Genomic DNA, 18,686 nt, shown 5'->3' with positions numbered 1-18,686 from the left:
ACCCGCAATGAAACTAGCTTAATTAAAGAAGCTTAGTTAGAGTGTGGGGCATGACGACGGACATCAACTCCCTTGCCCATGCGGCCTCGTGCGACGATCTGGCCCTCACCCTCTCCGAGTCGGGCACCGGCCGCCCGGTGCTCGTCCTGCACGGAGGTGGCGGGCCCGCCACGGTCGCCGGTATCGCCGCACATCTCTCGCGCACCGCGCATACGCTCGCACCCGTGCATCCCGGCTGGGACGGGACGCCCCGCCCCGACTGGCTGACCGGCGTGGACGATCTGGCCCTGACCTACCTGCACCTTCTGCACGACCGCGGCCTGCGCGACGCCCTGGTCATCGGCTCCTCGCTCGGCGGCTGGATCGCCGCCGAGATGGCGGTACGGGACACCGCGGGTGTCATCAGCGGCCTCGTCCTGATCGACGCGGTGGGCGTACACATCCCCGGCGAGCCGATCACGGACTTCTTCGCGCTGGACGCCCGCGGGGTGGCGGAGCACTCCTGGCACGACCCGGACCGCTACTACGCGGACCCCGCCGACATACCGGCCGACCAACTCGCCACCCGGCAGGCCAACATGGCCACCATGCGCGTTCTCGCGGGCGAGCCGTATATGCACGACGCGAAACTGCTGCGCCGACTGCGCCGGGTGGACACACCCGCACTCCTGCTGTGGGGGGAGAACGACCGCGTGGTCACACCGGCCTACGGCGCCGCCTACGCCGCGGCCTTCGCCAACGGCCACTTCGAAGTCATCCCCGGGGCCGGCCATCTGCCCCAGATCGAACAGCCCGAGGCCACGCTCGCGCTGATCGACGCCCACGCCCACCGCACGGCCAACTCCACCGCCACCTGAAGTCCGGGCGGACGAGCGCTAGGGTCCTTCTGACGGATCTCCGTGGAGGAAGGAGCGGCGTCCGGGGCGTGCTCTCGGCGTGCCGCGCGGAAGCCCTCGTAGCGGAGCTACTTGGGTTTTCGTGCGGTGCGGCGAGAGTGCGTGCCGGGCGTCGCGACGCCGCGGAGATCCGTCAGAAGGGCCCTAGTCGAGCGCCGGGGCCACTCCCGCCCGGTAGGCGAGGACGACGGCCTGGACGCGATCGCGCAGGTCCAGCTTGGTCAGGATGCGGGACACATACGTCTTGACGGTCTCCCCGCTGAGCACCAGCTCCGCCGCGATCTCCGCGTTCGAGAGGCCCACGCTGATCAGCCTCAGCACCTCGTACTCGCGCGGGGTGAGCACCTTCAGACGTTCGCGCTCGCGCACCGCCTCCGGCACCGGCTCCGGGGCGGGGGCCGGGTCGTCCACCGCGCGCACCCGGCCCGCGAACTCGCCGATGAGCGCGCGCGTCACGGCGGGCGCCAGCAGTGACTCGCCGCGTGCGACGGTCCGTACGCCGTTGACCAGTTCAGCCGGCGGAGCGTCCTTCAGCAGGAAGCCACTGGCACCGGCGCGCAGCGCCTCGTACACCAGCGCGTCCACGTTGAACGTGGTGATCACGAGGATCCGGGTGGTGGGCGTCGCGCCGGGGCCGGCCAGTTGCCGGGTGGCCTCGATGCCGTCGAGCAGCGGCATCCGGATGTCCATCACGGCGACATCGGGCCGCAGCGCCTTCGCCGCCTCGACCGCGGCCTGCCCGTTGTCCGCCTCACCCACCACCTCGATGTCCGGCTGGGCCGAGAAGATCGTGACGTAACCGGCCCGCACCAGGGCCTGGTCCTCGCAGATCAGCACACGGATCGGAGCGCTGGAGTCCGCCGGGGGGAACGGCGGGAGGGGGAGTGGCGGAGGGGGCCCCGCGGTCATGCGTCGCCTCCGGTGGGTATACGGGCGCGGACCGAGAAGCCCCCGTCGGCGCACGGGCCCGCGGTGAAGTCGCCGCCGAGCATTCTGACACGCTCGCGGAGCCCGCCCAGACCCCGGCCGCCGGATATGTGGCGCGGTCCGGGCGCCGGGTGACGGCCGTCGCCGTGAGCCTCGCCGATGCCCTGGCGGGCGTGGTCGTCGGGACCGTCATTGGCCACTTCGACGTCGACGTGTTCGCGGCCGTAGCCGACCGTGACGCGGGTGGGCCGCCCGGACGCGTACTTCACGGCGTTGGTGAGGGATTCCTGGACGAGCCGGTACACGGTCAGGTCCGCGCCGATCGACAGCGGCAGCCGCTTGCCCTCCTCGGTCAGGTCGACGGGCTGGCCGCCCCTACGGGTCTGCTCGACCAGGTCACGCAGATCGCCGCGGGCAGGCGCGCGACTGTCGGGTGCCGACCTGCCCGGTGCCGACCTGCCCGGTGCCGACCCGCCCGGCATCGACCCGCCCGGCATCGACCCGCCCGGCGCCGCGTCCGGCATCGGCACGGATCCGTCCGCCGCGGACTCGCCCGTGGCCTCCAGCACGCCTAGCAGGTATCGCAGTTCGGCCAGCGCGCGCCGCCCGGTGCCGCTGATCGCGGCCAGCGCCTCGGTCACCCGCTCCGGAGTGGCCATGAGGAACGGCGCGGCGTCGGACTGCACCACCATCGCGGTCACATGGTGGGTCACCACATCGTGCAACTCCCGTGCCAGGCGGCTTCGTTCGGCCGCCGTGGCGGCCACCGCCACGAGCCGCCGCCGCTCGGCCTCGGCCGCCCGACGGCCCCGTACGACGGCGCCACCACCCCAGACGGCGGCCAGCACGAGCCCGATGACCACATAGTCCTGCGGCGGCTGCGGCGCTCCGCGCGCGTGCAGGACGACGGACAGGACGGCGTACGCCGCCACGGCGGGCACGACCAGCAGCCGCCGCCCGCGCTCCGCGTGCGCGCCCACCGAGTACAGCGCGAGGTAGAGCCCCATGCTGGCGAACGTCTGCGGCAGCCCCAGCGATTGGTGCACCCCGAAGGACAGGCCCACCAGCGTGAGACAGAGCGCGGGGCGGCCGGCGCGCACGGCCAGCGGCAGCGTCTGCCCCAGCGCGAGCAGCACCGCGAGCACGGGCGCGTGCCGGGTCGGCAGGTCACCGAACCGGGCACCGACACCGGCCAGCGGCTCGGCGAAGGACAGCACCGTGAGCACGAACGCCAACTCCCGGTCCCGCGCGGCGCGCGGCCGCCCTTGCCACCACGCGGTCCAGGTCCGCCACCATGCGGTCCAGGTCCGCCACCACCCGGCGCGCACCGCCGCCATGCGCGCGGCGCCGCGCGTCCCGGCCGTTGTGCCCGGTCCGGGCGACAGCGTGCTGTCGGTGCTCTCACTTCTCACGGATTTCACTGTGGTCCCAGGGATACGGCCGTGGCCCGGTACGGGCGGGCACGGGAGGGCGGGGCGGAGCTGCGCCCGCCGAACGTATCCGCGAACGCCGCCGCGGGCATCCCCCGCGAGTGGACTCCCGGATGCCCCGCGCGGGGGACCCCGCCTCGGGAACTGTCCACGTGGCGGTGACGATCCGTGCCGGTCCCCGTTCGTAGCTTGCTCGCTGCGCCGGGCCGGAGCACATCCGCACCGGTCCACGAGGAGCCGGTCCACGAGGAGGACACCATGTCGCAGTCGAGCGAGCGACCAAAACCGACATCGCGTTCAGCGCGCTGGGAGTCCGCGTGGGTGCGGCTGCCGGTGCTGTTCGTACTGCTCCTGGCGGTGAACGGACTGACCACGCTGATCAACGGCGTGGCCGACGCGACCCCGGTGACCGGCCTGCTGTCGGGCGTGGCCACGGCGGGCCTCGCGCTCGGCGCGTACGTATGGCTGGTGCGGCGGCTCGAGGGCCGCCGGAGCCCGGCCGAACTGCGGCCCGCGAACGCCCGGTCGGAACTGCGCACGGGCGCGCTGCTCGGACTCGGGATGTTCTCGCTGGTGATCGCGGTGATCGCGATGGGCGGCGGCTACCACCTGGAGGGCTGGGGCACATTCGGCGGGGCGCTCACGACGCTGGGCCTGATGACCTGCGTGGCGGTGACGGAGGAACTGGCCTTCCGCGGCGCGCTGTTCCGCGTCCTGGAGGAGAAGACCGGCACATGGGGAGCGCTGGCGGCGTCGGGCCTGCTGTTCGGGGCGCTGCACATGGTGAACCCGGACGCCACGGTGTGGGGCGGGCTGGCCATCGCGGTCGAGGCGGGCCTGCTGTTCGGCTCGGTCTACGCGGCCACCCGCTCCCTGTGGCTGCCGATCGGGCTGCATCTGGGGTGGAACATGGCAGAGGGCGGCGTTTTCGGCACCACCGTCTCCGGCTCCGACGCGAGCCAGGGCAGCCTGTTCAGCGCCTCGGTGAGCGGCCCCGAGGCGCTGACCGGCGGCGCGTTCGGGCCGGAGGCCAGTCTGGTGGCCATCGTGATCTGCCTGATCCCCACGGCCCTGTTCCTCCGCGCGGCCAAGCGCCGGGACCGCTTCTACGCCCGCGCCCGGCCCGGCCGGTAGCCGGTCCGGCCCGGGCGCGGGCGGGTCAGCTGAAGAGCACCATGTAGGACGAAGTGAGGCCCGAGGCCAGCCAGAACGATCCGCCCGCGATACCGACGATGATCAGTACTGCGAGCGTGCTGTCTATCTTTTCCACCAGCGGGGACGGAGGCCGGGGCTCCAGGTCACGTGAACTCATCGGTCCAACATATGCCAAGAAGTAGGTGTGTGCGGCGGCCTGTTGAGGTTTCTGTGACCACCGGTCGTCCCGAAGCTCCCCGCGCGTCGGTCGAATGGGATTATTACGCCTGAAATCCGCCGAAGACCATACGGTGCCCGATTGGCGTAGTGGTTGCCGTTCGCGAGCGTTGCCGTCATGGTCTCCTCCACGATCACCCGGTCACCATCGGCGTAGAAACCAGGGCGCGATCGAAGAGGCTGGCGAGTTTCCGACGTCACCGCCCCGGGCCGCGGCGGCTACCCACCCAGCGGGACGCCGTCTTCCCGGCCGTACGTCGTCAACGAGAGTGAGCAGCGGACGGCCAGGACTCCCTCGGGTGCGTTGTTCGGTTTGGCGGGTCCGAGTCAGGGCGGCGCGGAAGTCAGTACCTGGCGGGTGCCCTTGTCGGCTACACACACGCTCTCTCGCCGTTCCCCCAGCGAGTTCGAACCATGTGCCCGGCCCTGGACTCGTGCGTGCGGCGACGCGGCATGAGTCCAGAGTCGTTGGGCACTCACGAGCGCGACGCGGTCAGGCGTCCGTCGATGTGGTGGTGGTCGTGTCGATGCGCGGCAGGACGACGAGGAGCACGGCTGCCGCCGCGAGCAGATGCAGCACTTCGAGGGCCACGACGGTCAGGGCCTGGTCGGCGCCGACCAGCGGCCCGACGAGTAACAGCACCACCGCTATGGTCACGATCGCGGCGAAGGTGCGCGTCGGCCGGGCCGTGCGCCGCGCGACGAGCAGCGCGGCGGTGCCGCCGACCAGGCTCACCAGGAAGGCCGCGAGGCACGCCTGGACCGCGGTGACGGTGCTCTCGGTGCCGGACATGGTGACGTCGAAGTCGGCTCCGGCGGCGTCGAAGATCAGGTAGCCCACGAGGACGGCGACCGCCGCGGCCAGGGCCGCGGGTATGAGGAGGCGGGCGATGGCGGCGGCGGGGCGGGTGGATGCGGTGTCGGTCATGGAACTTCTTCCGTGGATTGGGGAAAGTGGGCGGTGACCGGCCCCGCGAGTCGGGTGGGGCAGGAGTGCGGGGCTTTTTGGGCCACGTCATTCTGCCCGTTGATCGTTTCGGAGGGCGCGCTTCCGGCCACGGGCCGACCGTCGGCGGACATGGCGAAGCGCGGGTTGCTGGGTGGTCACCCCCCGCTTCGTTCACCGCTCCGTCGGCGCGGCCAGGGCCGGGTTCTGCCCGGACCGGCTCAGCGCTTCGGCGATGAACCCGGAGGCCGTCAACTGGGCCACGGTCTCGCTCAGGAAGCGCACGGTCTCCGGACGTCGTGTCCTCGTCGTTCCGACGGCCTGCCGGATGGTCATGAACGCGGGCTCGACCAGGCGGAGTTCGGGGTGTTCGGCGAGGTGCGCCGTCAGCGGCTGCCGGATTCCGGCCGCGGCCTCCAGTTTCTCGGTGTGGAAGACGTCCACCCCCTCCGGGCCCCGGACCACGGTGGCGTGGTGCAGGGTGCGGGTGAGGAACAGATCGTACGCGGAGCCCTGCTTCACCCCGATGCGGATGCCCGGGCGGTCCACGTCCTCCGGCGTCCGCAGTGGGGACCCGGCCGGGACGGCGTACACCCCCTCGATGTGCACGTACGGAGGGGTGAACGCGATCTCCGCCTCGCGGGCCGGTTCGATGGCCAGGAAGCACAGATCGGCGTGGCCGGTGGCCATGGCCTCGTAGGACTTGCGGGCCGCGTCGAAGCAGAGGACCTCCACGGGCAGGCCGAGGCGCCGGGCCACCTCACGGGCGAGGTCGACGGTGACACCGCCGGGCGCGTCCGGGGTGCCCTGGGCGAGGACGGGGTTGCCGAGGTTGATGGAGGCGCGGAGCACTCCGGTGGGGGCGAGGTCGCGGGCGAGCGCGGTGCTGTCGGTGATCTCCATGGGCCGAGTCTAGGAACGGTCGGCGCTCCTCGGCTTCGCCTACGGCCATGGGCGGACGTTCTTCTCAGGTCCCGGCGAGGGTGGCTCGCAGTTCATCGGTCACCGTGTGCACGCAGCTGTCGAAACTCGTATGCCCTTCGCCCTCGATCCAGTGCCGGAAGGCGTTCTGGAAGACCACCGTGGCGAGCTGCGCGACCAATTCGGCCGTCTCGGCCCTCACTCGACGTTGTTTCAGGGCATCGCGGATCGCCTCGGTGATCGCGACCGCCTTGGTCCGTTCCCGCTCCTGCAACTCCGGGCTGGCGTCGATCACCGCCCGGCGCTCCGCCGCGCCGTCCACGTGCTCGACGAGTTGGGTGCCGACTCGCGCCAGGGCGTCGAGGACGGCGGTGAGCGGAGCCGCGTCCGGGTCCGCCGCCAGGACCGCCTCCGCGAGTGCCGGGGGCAGGCGTTCCGAGCCGCCGAACAGGACTTCGCGCTTGTCCGGGAAGTAACGGAAGTAGGAGCGCCGGGTGAGTCCGGCCCGCTCGGCGATCTGGGTCACCGTCACGTTGTCGTAGCCGCGCTCCAGGTAGAGCTCCAGAGCCGCCCGCTTCAGGCGCTCCTCGGCACCCGGATCCCACCTTGCCATGGGTCGACGGTAACAGGTGATGTCCCACTGTGTCATCAGTGCTAGCCTGCATCCACGACACACTGTGTCATCACTGGGGTGCCCGTCCCCGGTGCGACCCGGAGCAGACAGGGGTGACGTTCGCATGACGGAGACCAGCGATACCGGCGGAACGGTCGGCGAGAGCAGGGTGAACGACGAGGTGTGGATCATCGGGGCCACCGGCCGTGTCGGCCGAGGAGTGACCGCGCGACTGGTCGCGCGGGGACTGACGGTCGTGCCGGTCGGACGCGGCCGGGAGCGGATGGTCGCCGCCGGGACCGAAGCCGGTCTGCCCGGGGACGCGAAGGTGGTCGTCGCCGACTCGGCCGAGCGGATCGCGGACGAGATCGTCCGGGAGCGCCCGCGGGTGGTGGTGAACACGATGGGCGCCTTCGCCGCCACCGCACCGGTGATCGCCCGTGCCTGCATGCCGGGCGGCCACTACGTCGACCAGGCCAACGACGTGGTCGCCGTGGACCGGCTGCTCGCCCTGCACGACGAAGCGGTGCGGGCGGACAGCACCCTGGTCACCGGCGCCGGATTCGGCGTGCTGGCGACGGAGGCGGTGGTGGCGAAGCTCTGCGAAGGGCGTCCCACGCCGCACCGGGTCCGGGTCGACGCCGTGGCTTCGGTGGCCGTCGAGGCGGGCGTGTTCGGTGCCGCCCTCGCGGCCAGCGTCGTGGACGCGCTCACCGCCGGCGGGCGGCGGTACGAGAACGGGCGGCTGGTGACCTCGCGCCTCGGCGCGGACCCGCAGCGGCTCGTCTTCCCGGACGGTGAGTCGGCGACGTCGGCAGGTGTCGCGTCCGGTGAGCTCCTCGCGGCGCATGCGGTGAGCGGAGCACCGTTCGTCACCGCGGCTTCGGCCCTCGTGCCGACCGCTCCGCTGATACGTGGCCTGCTCCCGCCGCTCGGCCGCCTGCTGTCCGTTCCGGTGCTGCGACGCCTGGCCGTCGACCGGCTCGGCCGGGCCCGGGCGAAGGCCGCACCCCGTCCGCGCGAGCACTCCTGGGGGCACGCCGTCGTCGAGTGGGTCGACGGCACCCGGCACGAGGGATGGCTCCGCGCCGACGACGGCATGGACTTCACGGCCGACGTCACCGCCACCGTCGCCGAACTGCTGGTCCGCGGCGTCGGCAGGCCCGGGGCCTGGACCCCGGCAGCCGCCCTCGGGGCCGACCTCGCGACGACCGCGGGCGGCACCTTCGTACTGGACTGAAGACCGCCGAGCACAGTCCCCGCTCGTGCCGGTTGTGGAGCGATCTTGTGAGATTCGGACACGTATTTGAACCCCATCCACTGCTTGCCCGTCCTCCAGTGCCGGAGCACCGGGACGTCTTCGCGACGGAGCGACGGCCCGCTCCGAGTGATGAACCGCGACCGCACCACGAGCGAATGGACAGGCACACCATGGGGCGACACCGACGAATATCCCGGCTTCCCCGGACCACGCTGGCGTCGCGAGCGGCGCTGGCCGCGGGGGCGCTCGTGCCGACGATCGCCTCGGTGGGGTCGGCTCACGCGGCCACCCCGCAGTCGGCGATCTGCACCTCGGACGAGCCGGGGCTCGCCGACAAGCTCTCCGAAGACATCAACTCGGCACTGGAGGGCTCCACCGCCACGACGGCGATCAGCCTCCACGACCGCACCACGAACACCACCTGCACCCTCGACGCGGACCGGGCGTTCGACTCCGCGAGCACGGTCAAGGTGACCGTGCTCGCCACGCTGCTGTGGGACGCGCAGAAGGACGACCGCGCCCTGACGCAGGAGGAGAAGGACCGCGCCACCGCCATGATCACGCAGTCCGACAACGATGCCACCACCGCGCTGTGGAGGCAGCTCGGGGTGGTCAAGGTCAATGGATTCATGCGGGCCGCGGGAATGAGCGACACCGTCCTCGACGGCGAGGGTCACTGGGGGCTCACCCAGATCACCGCCAACGACGAGGAAAAGCTCCTCAACCTGGTGACCCACGCGAACCCGGTGCTCAGTGAGGACTCCCGCGGCTACATCCTGAAGCTGACGAGCGAGGTCATCCCCTCGCAGCGCTGGGGCACCCCGGCCGGTGCGCCGGGCGACGCACGGGTGCATGTGAAGAACGGCTGGCTGGAGCGGGCCACGAACGGCTGGCGGGTGCACAGCCTCGGCGCCTTCACCGGTGGCGACCACGACTACACGATCACCGTGCTCTCGCAGGACAACGCCACGATGGACGACGGCATCGCCAACATCGAGGGCATCGCCCGCGCGGTCCACCAAGACCTCAACCCACCCGCACCCAGCGCTCGGCCCTAGCAGGTGTCCGGCGGGCCTTGCCACCTGCGGCGGGCTGCTCCCCTCCCCGCCCCTTCCCGGCAGCGTCGAATATGCGGCTCCGCCGCGTGGTCCGCCGGACACCTCGTAGCCCGGTCGGGCGGAGCGAAGGCCGCACCGGGACGGCCCATCCGGATCAGGAGGTCCGGGTGTGGTGGTCGAGCAGGCGGGTGAGCAGCCCCGTGAGCTGGTCGCGCTCGACAGGGCTCAGCGGTGCGAGCAGTTCGTCGTGGAGTTCGTCCAGGACCTTGTCGAGGCGGCGTAGCCGACGGCGGCCCCGGGGGGAGATCGTGATGGTGTTGCGGCGCCGGTCGTCGGGGTCCGGCGCCCGCTCGACGAGGCCACGCCCGGTCAGTTCGTTGAGCACGCCGACCATGTCGCTGCGGTAGATGCCGGTGCGCCTGCTCAGCGTCGCCTGGCTGCCCGGCCCGTACTCCTCCAGTGAGGCGAGCACGGCGTAGTGCCACTTGCGGGCGTCGGCCCGGGCCAGGCCCTCGTTGATCAGCCGGTCCGACCGCGTGGTCAGCTGCGACAGCAGTCGGCTCGCCAGTCGGCGCAGCCGTTCGGGCGTCTGGGGCGCGCCGTCGTCGGGGACGTCCGCGGCTTCGGCTCTGGTCATGGCGCTGATCTTACCGATTGCGTTAGTCCGGCTAACGTTGTACGTTCGCTCGCGCCGACAACGTTAGTGCGACAAACGTTTGTTGAGCGAACTCCATGGAAGGAAGACCTTGCCCACTACGACACTGCGGATCCCCACCACCGACGGTCAGGCCGACGCCATCGCCGCCTTCCCCGACGGGGGCGAGCGGCACCCGGGGGTGCTGCTGTACCCGGACGCCTTCGGCATCCGGTCCGAGTTGGAGGAGCGGGCCCGTGAACTGGCCGGGCACGGGTACTACGTGCTCGTCCCCAACTTCCTCTACCGGCACGGCCCGGCACCGGTGATCGAACTTCCCGAGCACATCGGAGAGGAGATCCGGCCCGCGATCATCGGACAGCTGATGCCCCTGATCGTGGAGCACACCACCGAACGGATCCTGCGCGACGCCGATGCCTATCTGAGGTTCCTCACCACCCGGCCCGAGGTCGGCCCCGGACCGGTCGGCGTGATCGGCTACTGCATAGGCGCCGCCCTGGCGATGCGCACCGCGACGGCCCATCCCGGCCAGGTGGCCGCCGTCGCCGGATTCCACCCCGGCTTCCTGGTGACCGACGCGCCCGACAGCCCGCACCGCCTCGTCCCCGATCTCACCGCCGACGTCCACATCGGCCTCGCCGAAGGCGACATGTCGCCCGAGGCCATCGGCGAACTCAACCAGGCACTGGACGCCGCGGGTGTCGGCTACACCACCGAGGTCTACCCCGGCACCGTCCATGGCTTCACCATGTCCGACACCGACGCCTTCAGCCCCTCCGCGCTGCGACGCCACTGGGACCGGCTGCTCCCGCTCCTGGGCCGCGCCCTGACGGGCGGCTGAGCGGGCTCCGGCTCCGAGCGCGAACCTGACGGACGGATTTCCCGCGGCCCAACCCCTTCACGCATCCGGTGCATGCACTGTATACACAGTATATGAGCCGAGAAGACAGAGGCCGCCGCGGTGATGCCCAAGGCGCCGACGCCCTCACCGACGAGCTGCGCCGGCTGATCGTCGAGGGCGTCTACCCGCCGGGCCACCGACTGGTCCAGGACGAACTCGCCGACCGCTTCGGGGTGAGCCGCATCCCGCTGCGGGAGGCCATGCGCACCCTCGCGAGCGAGGGCCTGCTGCGCTCGACGCCGGGCCGCGGCACGTTCGTCACGGTGCTGGACCTCGAGGAGATCGACGAGATCTACAACCTGCGGCGGCTCATCGAGCCGAGTTTCGCCGAGCATGTCACCGAGCGGGTCTCCCGGCGCGACATCAGCCGGTTCGAGGAGATGGCGACCGCGATGGAGCGGGCCGCGGGGTCCGGCGCCGATATCTGGTCGCGGACGAACCTCGCCTTCCACCTGGACATGTACCGGCTGTCCCGGCTGCCCATGCGCTACGAGATCATCTCGCAGATGTACCACCGGCTGGAGCCGTACTCCCGGTTCTACGTCCATGGCACCTGCGCGTACGGCCGCGTCCACCACGAGCACGCCGCGATGGTCCAGGCGCTGGCCGACGGGGACGCGGAGGAGCTGGCCCGGCAGATCACGGCGCATATCGACGGCGGTCAGGAAGGGCTGCACACGGCCTGGGAGAACAGCGGCGGCGCCCTCCAGGCGTACTGGGCGGAGTCCGCCCGGTGACCGCGCTCGCGCTCAACACCGATGTGGGCGAGGGGTTCGGGGTCTGGGGGCCGGCCGACGAGGGCGAACTGCTCGACCAGGTCACCGCGGCCAACGTGGCCTGCGGATTCCATGCCGGAGACCCCGACATCCTGCGCCGCACCTGCGAGGCGAGCACCGCCCGGGGCGTGGCGATCGGGGCCCAGGTCTCCTACCGCGACCTGGCCGGTTTCGGCCGCCGCTTCATCGATGTGCCACCGGCCACGCTGGTCAACGAACTCCTCTACCAGATGGGCGCGTTGGAGGTGTTCGCCCGGCTCGCGGGCGGTCGCGTCGGCTATGTGAAGGCCCATGGCGCGCTCTACAACGCGGCGGCCCGGCACACCGGGCACGCGGCCGCGATCGTCGAGGCCGTAGCCCTGTACGACCGCGCGCTGCCGCTGCTGTGCCAGCCGCGCACCGCGGTCTGGGAGCGGGCGGTGGCGGCCGGGGTGCGCCCGCTGGCCGAGGGGTTCATCGACCGCGGCTACACCGACGAGGGGCTTCTGGTGCCCCGCTCCGCGCCCGGCGCCCTGATCACCGACCCGGCCGAGGCGGCCGAACGCGCCCTGCGGATGGCGGAGTCGGGGACGGTGGTCTCGGTGAGCGGCGGCGTCGTACGGATCGCCCCGGACGGCGGGGAGCTGGCCGCGCTGTGCGTGCACAGCGACACCCCGGGTGCGGCCGGGCTGGCCGCGGCCGTACGGGAGGCGCTGGCGTCGGGGGGTGTCGCGGTGGGCCCGCCCGGTGCCGCCGTGGACCGGGTCGGGGTACGGCCGTGACCCCGGCGGACATGCCGCCTGTGGGCGTGCCCCAGGAGAACGTGCCCCAGGAGAACGTGCCCCCTGTGGACGTGAGATCTGTGAGGGCGGCGTCAGGCAAAACGATTCTGCGGAGGGCCGGTGACCGGGGCTGGCTGATCGAGTGCGCGGACCGGCACCCCGCCGAGGTCGCCACCTCGATCCGCGCCCAGCCCTGGGCGTCGGGGCTGCGGGAGGTCGTGCCCGCCGCCACGACCGTGCTGGTGGTGGCGGAGACCGCCGCCGGGATGGGCAAACTCGCCGCCGCGCTGCGCACCGTGCTCGACGGGCCCGGCGCCCACCGCACCGGACCGCCGTCCGGCAGGCGGATCGTGATCCCTGTCCGGTACGACGGCCCGGACCTGCCCGAGGTCGCCGAACGCCTCGGCCTGGCCCCGGAGGAGGTCGCGCGGCGGCACCGCGCGGGGGAGTACCGGGTCGGCTTCTTCGGCTTCGCGCCCGGCTTCGCGTATCTGGACGGCGTACCGGAGAGCCTGCGGCTGCCCCGGCTGGACAGCCCGCGGCCGAGGGTGGCCGCCGGGGTGGTGGCCATCGCCGGGAACCAGACGGTGGTCTACCCCGGTGGAACTCCCGGCGGCTGGCACCAGATCGGCGTCACCACCACCCGGCTGTGGGACGTGACCGCCGAACCGCCGAACCGGCTCGCGGTCGGCGACCGGGTCGTCTTCGAGGCGGTGACGCCATGACGGTCACCTCCGCCGCCCCGGGCCGCCGGGTCCGCCCCCGGCACCGGCCACCCGAACCCGGCAGCGGCCCGGAGCCCGCCGTGCTGACGGTCGTCCGGGCGGGACCGGCGGCCAGCGTGCAGGACCTGGGCCGTCCGGGGATGGCCCATCTGGGCGTGCCCGCCTCCGGTCCGGCCGACCGGCGCAGCTTCCGGCTGGCCAACAGGCTGGCCGGAAACCCGGAGGACACCCCGGCCCTGGAGGTCACCCTCGGCGGCCTCACGATCACCCTCTCCACCACCCGCCATGTGGCGGTCACCGGAGCCCCGGCGCCGCTGACGGTCGACGGGGTGCCGGTCGACGGCGCGCCGCGGCTCCGGCTCCGTGCCGGATCGGTGCTCGCCATCGGCCGCCCCTGGGCGGGCTGCCGCACCTACCTCGCCGTCTCCGGCGGGATCGAGGCGGAGCGGGTGCTGGGGTCGGCCTCGCGCGACTCCCTCACCGGGCTCGGCCCCGACCAGGTGCGCGCCGGGGCGGAGTACGGACTGGGCCCGGTGCGCCCGGTCCCGGCGATCCCGCTGGAGCTGGCGTTCAGCGTCGTCCCGCACGGCGGTCCGGTCACCGTGCGGTTCCGCTGGGGCCCGCGGCACGAGCTGTTCGGCGCCGCGGACCGGCACCGGCTCACCACCACGCCCTGGCGGGTCTCCGCCCAGTGCGACCGGGTGGGGGCGCGGCTGACCGGACCGCCACTGGCCATCGGCTCGGTCGACCTGCCCAGCGAGGGGACGGTACGCGGCGCCATCCAGGTGCCGCCTTCGGGCGAGCCGATCGTTTTCCTCGCCGACCACCCGGTCACCGGCGGCTATCCGGTCATCGGGGTGGTCACCGACGCCGACATCGATCTCGTCGGCCAGACCCTCCCCGGGGACGAGCTCCGGCTCGCCCCCGTCCACTGAAACCGCAACTGAACCCGCAACCCGCGGAAACACCTCGAGGAGATACGCATATGACCGCTCAGCCCGACTCCCTCGTCCCCTTCCACCTGGCCATCCCGGTGGACGACATCGAGGCCGCCCGGGAGTTCTACGGCAAGGTGCTCGGCTTCGCCGAGGGCCGCTCGGACACCAAGTGGATCGACTGGAACTTCGGTGGCCACCAGGTCGTCACCCACCAGGTCGGCGACGGGCCGTCCGGGGCGCCGCGCGACGGCATCGCCGGGACCAACCCGGTCGACGGCCACCAGGTGCCGGTGCCGCACTTCGGCCTGGTGCTGCCGGTGCCGGAGTTCCAGAAGCTGGCCGAGCGCCTCACCGCGGCGGGCACGGAGTTCGTGATCGAGCCGTACGTCCGTTTCCAGGGCGAGCCCGGTGAGCAGTGGACGATGTTCTTCCTCGACCCGGCGGGCAACGCGCTGGAGTTCAAGGCGTTCGCCGACCTCGGACAGCTCTTCGCCGTCTGACCACGGTGCGGCGCCCGGCCCGGCGGGACGACGGCCATCAGCGGGAGGACTGGTCCCGCGGATGACCGTCGTACGGGCCCCCGTCGCCGTACCGGCGGCACTGACAGCACATCCCGGCCAAAGGACACGTCAGACCCGGAGGAACCCATGACGAGCGTATCAACGGCCTCAACGGCACCCGGAGACACCGGGGACGCGGCCGCCGTGGCCACCGCGGCGCGCGGCGGCCCGCGCCGGGCGGCGCTGGCGGCGGCCGCCGGCACCGCCATCGAGTACTACGAGTTCGGCGTCTACAGCTATCTGGCCGTGGTCATCGGCCCGCACTTCTTTCCCGGGGACGACCCCACCGCCGCCCTGCTGGCCACGCTCGCGGTGTTCGGCAGCGCGTTCCTGATGCGGCCGCTGGGCGGCATCGTGCTCGGGCGGCTCGGGGACCGCGTGGGCCGCAAGCCCGTACTGATCCTCACCGTGACCGGGATGGGCGGCGCCACCGCGGCCGTCGGGCTGCTGCCCACGGCCGATGCCGTCGGCGTGGCCGCGCCCGTCGCCCTGCTGGTGGTGCGGCTCGCGCAGGGGTTCTTCGCGGGCGGTGAGGTGACCGGTTCGGCCACCTATCTCGCCGAGTCGGCCCCGGCCGGGCGGCGTGGCTTCTTCGGGTCCTTCACCCCGGTCGGGGTGGCCCTCGGCGGCGGGGCCGCGGCGCTGGTCGCGGGCGTCACCACGACCGCGCTGAGCGAGCGCCAGCTCGACGCCTGGGGGTGGCGCATACCGTTCCTGCTCTCGCTGCCCCTGGTCGCCGTCGCCCTGATCGCCCGCAACCGGCTCGCGGACTCCGAGAGCTTCCTCGCGGCGAAGTCGGAGCGGGCCACCGCCAAGGCGCCGCTGACCGAGGTGTTCACCCACCACCGCGGCCCGGTGCTGAAGGTGACCCTGCTGGCCATCGGCTCCAACTGCGGCTACTGGGTCGGCCTGATCTTCATGAACATCTACCTGACCACCGACCTCGGCTACCCCAAGGACTCCACCTTCTGGATCATGGGCGGGATCAGCCTGTTCGTGGCCGCCCTGATGCCGGTGTGCGGGGCGCTGTCCGACCGGTGGGGACGCAAGCGGCTCATCACCGTCGGGTTCGCGGGGTACGCGGTGCTGGTCGTCCCCGCGATGCTGGTCATGGGTCTTGGCAGCTTCCCGCTCGCCGTCGCGGCCATGGTGGTGCTGGCCCTGCCGATGCCGGTCGTCCAGTCCGTCACGTACCCGACGTACGCCGAGCTGTTCCCGACCCGGGTGCGGTACACCGGGCTCTCCTTCAGCTTCAACATCGGCACCATCGTCGGCGGCGGGCTCAGCCCCTATCTGTCCACCTGGCTGATCTCGGCCACCGGCAGTCTGCTCGCCCCGGGCTTCCTGCTGATGGCGACCGTGGTGGTCGCCCTGCTGACGCTGCGCACCGTCACCGAGTCCAGCCACCGGGAACTGGCGTGACGGCCCCCGCCCCTTCGGGAGATGGCCTTCCCGAGGACGTCCCCGCCACCCCGGCGGCGCTGCGGCGCCTGGTGGCGGACGGCCGGTGGACCGGGCCCACGGCCGGTCTGCTGGACGGATACCAGCAGGCCAACCTCGTGATCGTCCCGCGCGACCTGGCCTTCGACTTCCTGCTGTACTGCACCCGCAACCCCGCGCCCTGCCCCGTCCTCGCCGTCACCGAGCCGGGCGACCCGGTGGTGCGGCTCGGCACGACCGTCGCCGACCTGCGGACGGACCTGCCGCGCTACCGGGTCTGGCACGACGGCGAACTCGCCGCCGAACCACCCGACATCACCGCCCACTGGCGTCCGGACGCGGTCGGCTTCCTCCTCGGTTGCAGCCACACCTTCGAGGGCCCGCTGCGCGCCGCGGGCGTCCCGGTCCGGTACGCCCCGGAGTCCGCGGCGCCGCCTGTCTACGTCACCGACGTGGCCACCCGCCCCGCCGGGCGGCTGTCCGGACCGCTGGTGGTCAGCATGCGCGCGATACCGGCTCGCCTGGTGGCGCGCGCCGTCGAGGTCACCGCCCGCTATCCGGCCGGGCACGGGGCGCCGGTGCACATCGGCGACCCGGCCGCGCTCGGCATCACCGACCTGGCCCGGCCGGACTTCGGCCCCTCCCCGGTCGTCGAGGACGGCGACGTCCCGGTGTTCTGGGCCTGCGGGGTGACACCCCAACTGGCGCTCCCCGCCACCCGGGCCCCGTACACCATCACCCACTACCCGGGCCATATGTTCATCTTCGACCACACCGTCGAGGCGGGCCCGGCACTGGGGTGAACGGCCACCGGGGTGAACGGCATCCGCGGTCCGGCGGCGGGTGCTTCAGGGAGCGATGCCCACACCGTCGATCCGGCTCCAGGCCCGCTCCTGGGCGGACGTCATGGCCGGCCAGGTCAGTCCGCCCGGCCGGGGCCGGACATGGGAGGCGTAGGGCTGGGGACGGAAGGCGGGGTCGTAGAAGCACCCGGTGCCGTAGACGCGGTCGAAGGTGGCGCACGCGGATGCGATGGACCGCGGTGTGGGTTTGTTTCCCGTGCGCACCCAGGAGTCCAGCGCGGCGATGGAGTTGGCGTACTCCGCGTTGCTCAGCTCGCTGTGTTCGCTCTCCTCGGTGAAGGTCTGCACGACGTTCTTCCCGCGGTGCGCGCCCTCGACCGTCTCCCGGTACGCCGACTCGTGCTCGACGAATGCCGTCGGGTCGTCGATGGCGTGCATCGTCAGCACCGGGATGGACACGCGCCCGGTGAGGTCGCTGTCGTAGGAGAGGTCACGCCGGGCGTCGGGGGCGGCGGCGAAGCGCTCGACGCCCGCGTTCAGCGCCTTGTCGTCGTGTGAACCGGAGTACCACACGCCCTGGTTGCTGAACGGATTGCGGTCGCCGAGCCGGTTGTGCACGATGTCGCGGAAGGTGAACACCGAGAACCGCAGATGGGACTCCAGGGTCCGCTCCGGAAGACGTGTGACGGCGAGGATGTCGTCGAGGTTGCGCTGCTGGAGTGCGGTGCGCTCCTCGGGGGCGGAGGCGTAGCCGGTGCACTCCTGAAGGCGGGCGCGCAGCCCGGCCGTCGTCAGGGTCGACCCGGGACGCAGCCCCTGCCACAGCGGGTACTGGGGCTCGCTGGGGCGTGGCAGGTTGCGGCAGTAGTACTGGTAGACCACGCGCAGGTCGACGCGGTAGTCGTAGCCCCGGGAGCCGCCGCCCAGGACACCGCTGGTGAGGAGGGCGCCGTCGTAGGGGCCGTTCTTCCTCCCGTACGTCTCCACGACCTTGGCGGCGACGTTTCCGCCCCAGGACTGGCCGTGTACGTACGTCCGCTCGGGCTTGCCGAAGTCCGCCACGAACAGGCGGCGCAGATTCTCGGTGTCGGCGGCGGCCATGCGCGTTCCGTAGCCGCCTCGCCGGTAGGAGGAGCCCGCCCAGGCATAGCCCTCGGAGACCATCACCGACCAGCGGTCCAGGTCGCCCACGCTCCGCTCGGGATCGGATCCGTCGCCGAGGTCGGGACCGCCGTGGGAGTGGACGATCAGCGAACCGTTCCACTTCTTCGGAATGGCGATCGCGTAGTACGCGCCGTTGCCGTCCTTGCCGGTGTAACACGTGGCCTTGTCGCCCACGCTCGCCGGGCACGCGACCGGTGCGGGGCGCGGCTGGGCCGCCTGGACCGGACCGGCATTGCCCAGCGTCCCCGCGACGATGCCCGCGATGCCGACGGCCGACGCCACGGTACGCCGCATACGCGTCAGGCTTCGTGGAAGGGAGGAAGGTACGTTCCGACTCGAGCTGTGCACAGCAACGCTCCTGACCTCAGTGGCGCTCCCTCGCGCCAGGCGTTGCGATGTTAAGGACACCTGTTCCGCCGACACCATTGAGCAGGGAGTTCTGTTCTTAACGTGCACGGCTCCTCGTATGCGAACAGTCGGCGCGGACGGGACGGAACCAGTCGGAGGTTCCGCCCCGCCCTCTGTACGTCAGGCGCCGGC

20 protein-coding genes are annotated in these 18,686 nt (G+C 72.1%); 12 read left to right on the top strand and 8 right to left on the bottom strand.

Features of this window, described 5'->3' with window-relative positions:
- The first annotated feature begins 50 nt into the window (after positions 1 to 50).
- Positions 51 to 857, top strand: coding sequence for an alpha/beta fold hydrolase (locus tag ACJX2R_RS09615; protein WP_413099695.1), 807 nt, complete (start codon positions 51 to 53; stop codon positions 855 to 857).
- A 183-nt stretch (positions 858 to 1,040) separates the two neighbouring features.
- Here ACJX2R_RS09615 and ACJX2R_RS09610 read toward each other — a convergent pair whose 3' ends face one another.
- Together ACJX2R_RS09610 and ACJX2R_RS09605 are read right to left on the bottom strand one after the other, a co-directional pair.
- On the bottom strand, positions 1,041 to 1,805 hold the full coding sequence (locus ACJX2R_RS09610) for a response regulator (protein WP_413099694.1): 765 nt from the start codon (positions 1,803 to 1,805) through the stop codon (positions 1,041 to 1,043).
- A complete protein-coding gene (locus ACJX2R_RS09605; RefSeq protein ID WP_413099693.1) occupies positions 1,802 to 3,235 on the bottom strand; it encodes a sensor histidine kinase in 1,434 nt (477 codons plus the stop codon). The genes ACJX2R_RS09610 and ACJX2R_RS09605 overlap by 4 nt, the downstream gene beginning before the upstream one ends.
- A gap of 276 nt (positions 3,236 to 3,511) precedes the next feature.
- Between ACJX2R_RS09605 and ACJX2R_RS09600 the strand changes: the two genes are divergently transcribed.
- The gene (locus ACJX2R_RS09600; protein ID WP_413099692.1) at positions 3,512 to 4,387 is read left to right on the top strand and encodes a CPBP family intramembrane glutamic endopeptidase; all 876 of its coding nucleotides are present in this window, start codon (positions 3,512 to 3,514) and stop codon (positions 4,385 to 4,387) included.
- Positions 4,388 to 4,412: 25 nt separating this feature from the next.
- On the opposite strand, the gene ACJX2R_RS09595 is transcribed toward ACJX2R_RS09600, so the two are convergent.
- The 4 genes from ACJX2R_RS09595 to ACJX2R_RS09580 form a co-directional block, all read right to left on the bottom strand.
- Complete coding sequence (locus ACJX2R_RS09595; protein WP_262698669.1) at positions 4,413 to 4,565, bottom strand: hypothetical protein; 153 nt, start codon at positions 4,563 to 4,565, stop codon at positions 4,413 to 4,415.
- A 552-nt stretch (positions 4,566 to 5,117) separates the two neighbouring features.
- Positions 5,118 to 5,552 carry a DUF6069 family protein gene (locus tag ACJX2R_RS09590; protein ID WP_413099691.1) on the bottom strand — a complete coding sequence of 145 codons (435 nt, stop codon included), beginning with the start codon at positions 5,550 to 5,552 and terminating at the stop codon, positions 5,118 to 5,120.
- Positions 5,553 to 5,744: 192 nt separating this feature from the next.
- Positions 5,745 to 6,473: a transporter substrate-binding domain-containing protein gene (locus ACJX2R_RS09585; protein WP_413099690.1), complete on the bottom strand. Its 729-nt coding sequence runs from the start codon at positions 6,471 to 6,473 to the stop codon at positions 5,745 to 5,747.
- 64 nt (positions 6,474 to 6,537) lie between these two features.
- Positions 6,538 to 7,104: a TetR/AcrR family transcriptional regulator gene (locus ACJX2R_RS09580; RefSeq protein WP_413099689.1), complete on the bottom strand. Its 567-nt coding sequence runs from the start codon at positions 7,102 to 7,104 to the stop codon at positions 6,538 to 6,540.
- 124 nt (positions 7,105 to 7,228) lie between these two features.
- On the opposite strand from ACJX2R_RS09580, the gene ACJX2R_RS09575 reads away from it, so the two are divergent.
- On the top strand, positions 7,229 to 8,344 hold the full coding sequence (locus ACJX2R_RS09575) for a hypothetical protein (protein WP_413099688.1): 1,116 nt from the start codon (positions 7,229 to 7,231) through the stop codon (positions 8,342 to 8,344).
- Between the two features lie 191 nt (positions 8,345 to 8,535).
- Complete coding sequence (locus ACJX2R_RS09570) at positions 8,536 to 9,423, top strand: serine hydrolase (protein WP_413105814.1); 888 nt, start codon at positions 8,536 to 8,538, stop codon at positions 9,421 to 9,423.
- A 154-nt stretch (positions 9,424 to 9,577) separates the two neighbouring features.
- On the opposite strand, the gene ACJX2R_RS09565 is transcribed toward ACJX2R_RS09570, so the two are convergent.
- The gene (locus tag ACJX2R_RS09565; RefSeq protein ID WP_413099687.1) at positions 9,578 to 10,060 is read right to left on the bottom strand and encodes a MarR family winged helix-turn-helix transcriptional regulator; all 483 of its coding nucleotides are present in this window, start codon (positions 10,058 to 10,060) and stop codon (positions 9,578 to 9,580) included.
- A 109-nt stretch (positions 10,061 to 10,169) separates the two neighbouring features.
- Between ACJX2R_RS09565 and ACJX2R_RS09560 the strand changes: the two genes are divergently transcribed.
- The 8 genes from ACJX2R_RS09560 (at position 10,170) to ACJX2R_RS09525 (ending at position 16,982) form a co-directional block, all read left to right on the top strand.
- Positions 10,170 to 10,919 (top strand): dienelactone hydrolase family protein, encoded by a 750-nt coding sequence (locus ACJX2R_RS09560; protein ID WP_413099686.1) that lies wholly within the window; start codon positions 10,170 to 10,172, stop codon positions 10,917 to 10,919.
- Positions 10,920 to 11,011: 92 nt separating this feature from the next.
- Positions 11,012 to 11,716 (top strand): GntR family transcriptional regulator, encoded by a 705-nt coding sequence (locus ACJX2R_RS09555; RefSeq protein ID WP_262698677.1) that lies wholly within the window; start codon positions 11,012 to 11,014, stop codon positions 11,714 to 11,716.
- A complete protein-coding gene (locus ACJX2R_RS09550) occupies positions 11,713 to 12,516 on the top strand; it encodes a LamB/YcsF family protein (RefSeq protein ID WP_413099685.1) in 804 nt (267 codons plus the stop codon). The genes ACJX2R_RS09555 and ACJX2R_RS09550 overlap by 4 nt, the downstream gene beginning before the upstream one ends.
- 71 nt (positions 12,517 to 12,587) lie before the next feature.
- Positions 12,588 to 13,241, top strand: a complete 654-nt coding sequence (locus tag ACJX2R_RS09545; RefSeq protein ID WP_413099684.1) for a 5-oxoprolinase subunit B family protein — start codon at positions 12,588 to 12,590, stop codon at positions 13,239 to 13,241.
- Entirely contained in the window at positions 13,238 to 14,176 is a 939-nt protein-coding gene (locus tag ACJX2R_RS09540; RefSeq protein ID WP_413099683.1) for a biotin-dependent carboxyltransferase family protein, read from the top strand. The genes ACJX2R_RS09545 and ACJX2R_RS09540 overlap by 4 nt, the downstream gene beginning before the upstream one ends.
- Positions 14,177 to 14,226: 50 nt before the next feature.
- Positions 14,227 to 14,679 (top strand): VOC family protein, encoded by a 453-nt coding sequence (locus ACJX2R_RS09535; RefSeq protein ID WP_413099682.1) that lies wholly within the window; start codon positions 14,227 to 14,229, stop codon positions 14,677 to 14,679.
- Between the two features lie 147 nt (positions 14,680 to 14,826).
- Positions 14,827 to 16,161: an MFS transporter gene (locus tag ACJX2R_RS09530; RefSeq protein WP_413099681.1), complete on the top strand. Its 1,335-nt coding sequence runs from the start codon at positions 14,827 to 14,829 to the stop codon at positions 16,159 to 16,161.
- Complete coding sequence (locus ACJX2R_RS09525) at positions 16,158 to 16,982, top strand: putative hydro-lyase (protein ID WP_413099680.1); 825 nt, start codon at positions 16,158 to 16,160, stop codon at positions 16,980 to 16,982. Before ACJX2R_RS09530 ends, ACJX2R_RS09525 begins: the two co-directional genes overlap by 4 nt.
- 45 nt (positions 16,983 to 17,027) lie before the next feature.
- On the opposite strand, the gene ACJX2R_RS09520 is transcribed toward ACJX2R_RS09525, so the two are convergent.
- On the bottom strand, positions 17,028 to 18,440 hold the full coding sequence (locus tag ACJX2R_RS09520) for a hypothetical protein (RefSeq protein ID WP_413099679.1): 1,413 nt from the start codon (positions 18,438 to 18,440) through the stop codon (positions 17,028 to 17,030).
- Positions 18,441 to 18,686: the final 246 nt, after the last annotated feature.

The organism is Streptomyces sp. Inha503, assembly GCF_047215865.1.
Lineage (GTDB): Bacteria > Actinomycetota > Actinomycetes > Streptomycetales > Streptomycetaceae > Streptomyces > Streptomyces lycopersici.
Note: the sequence above shows the minus strand (reverse complement) of the source record. Positions and strands in the feature narration are given on the sequence as shown.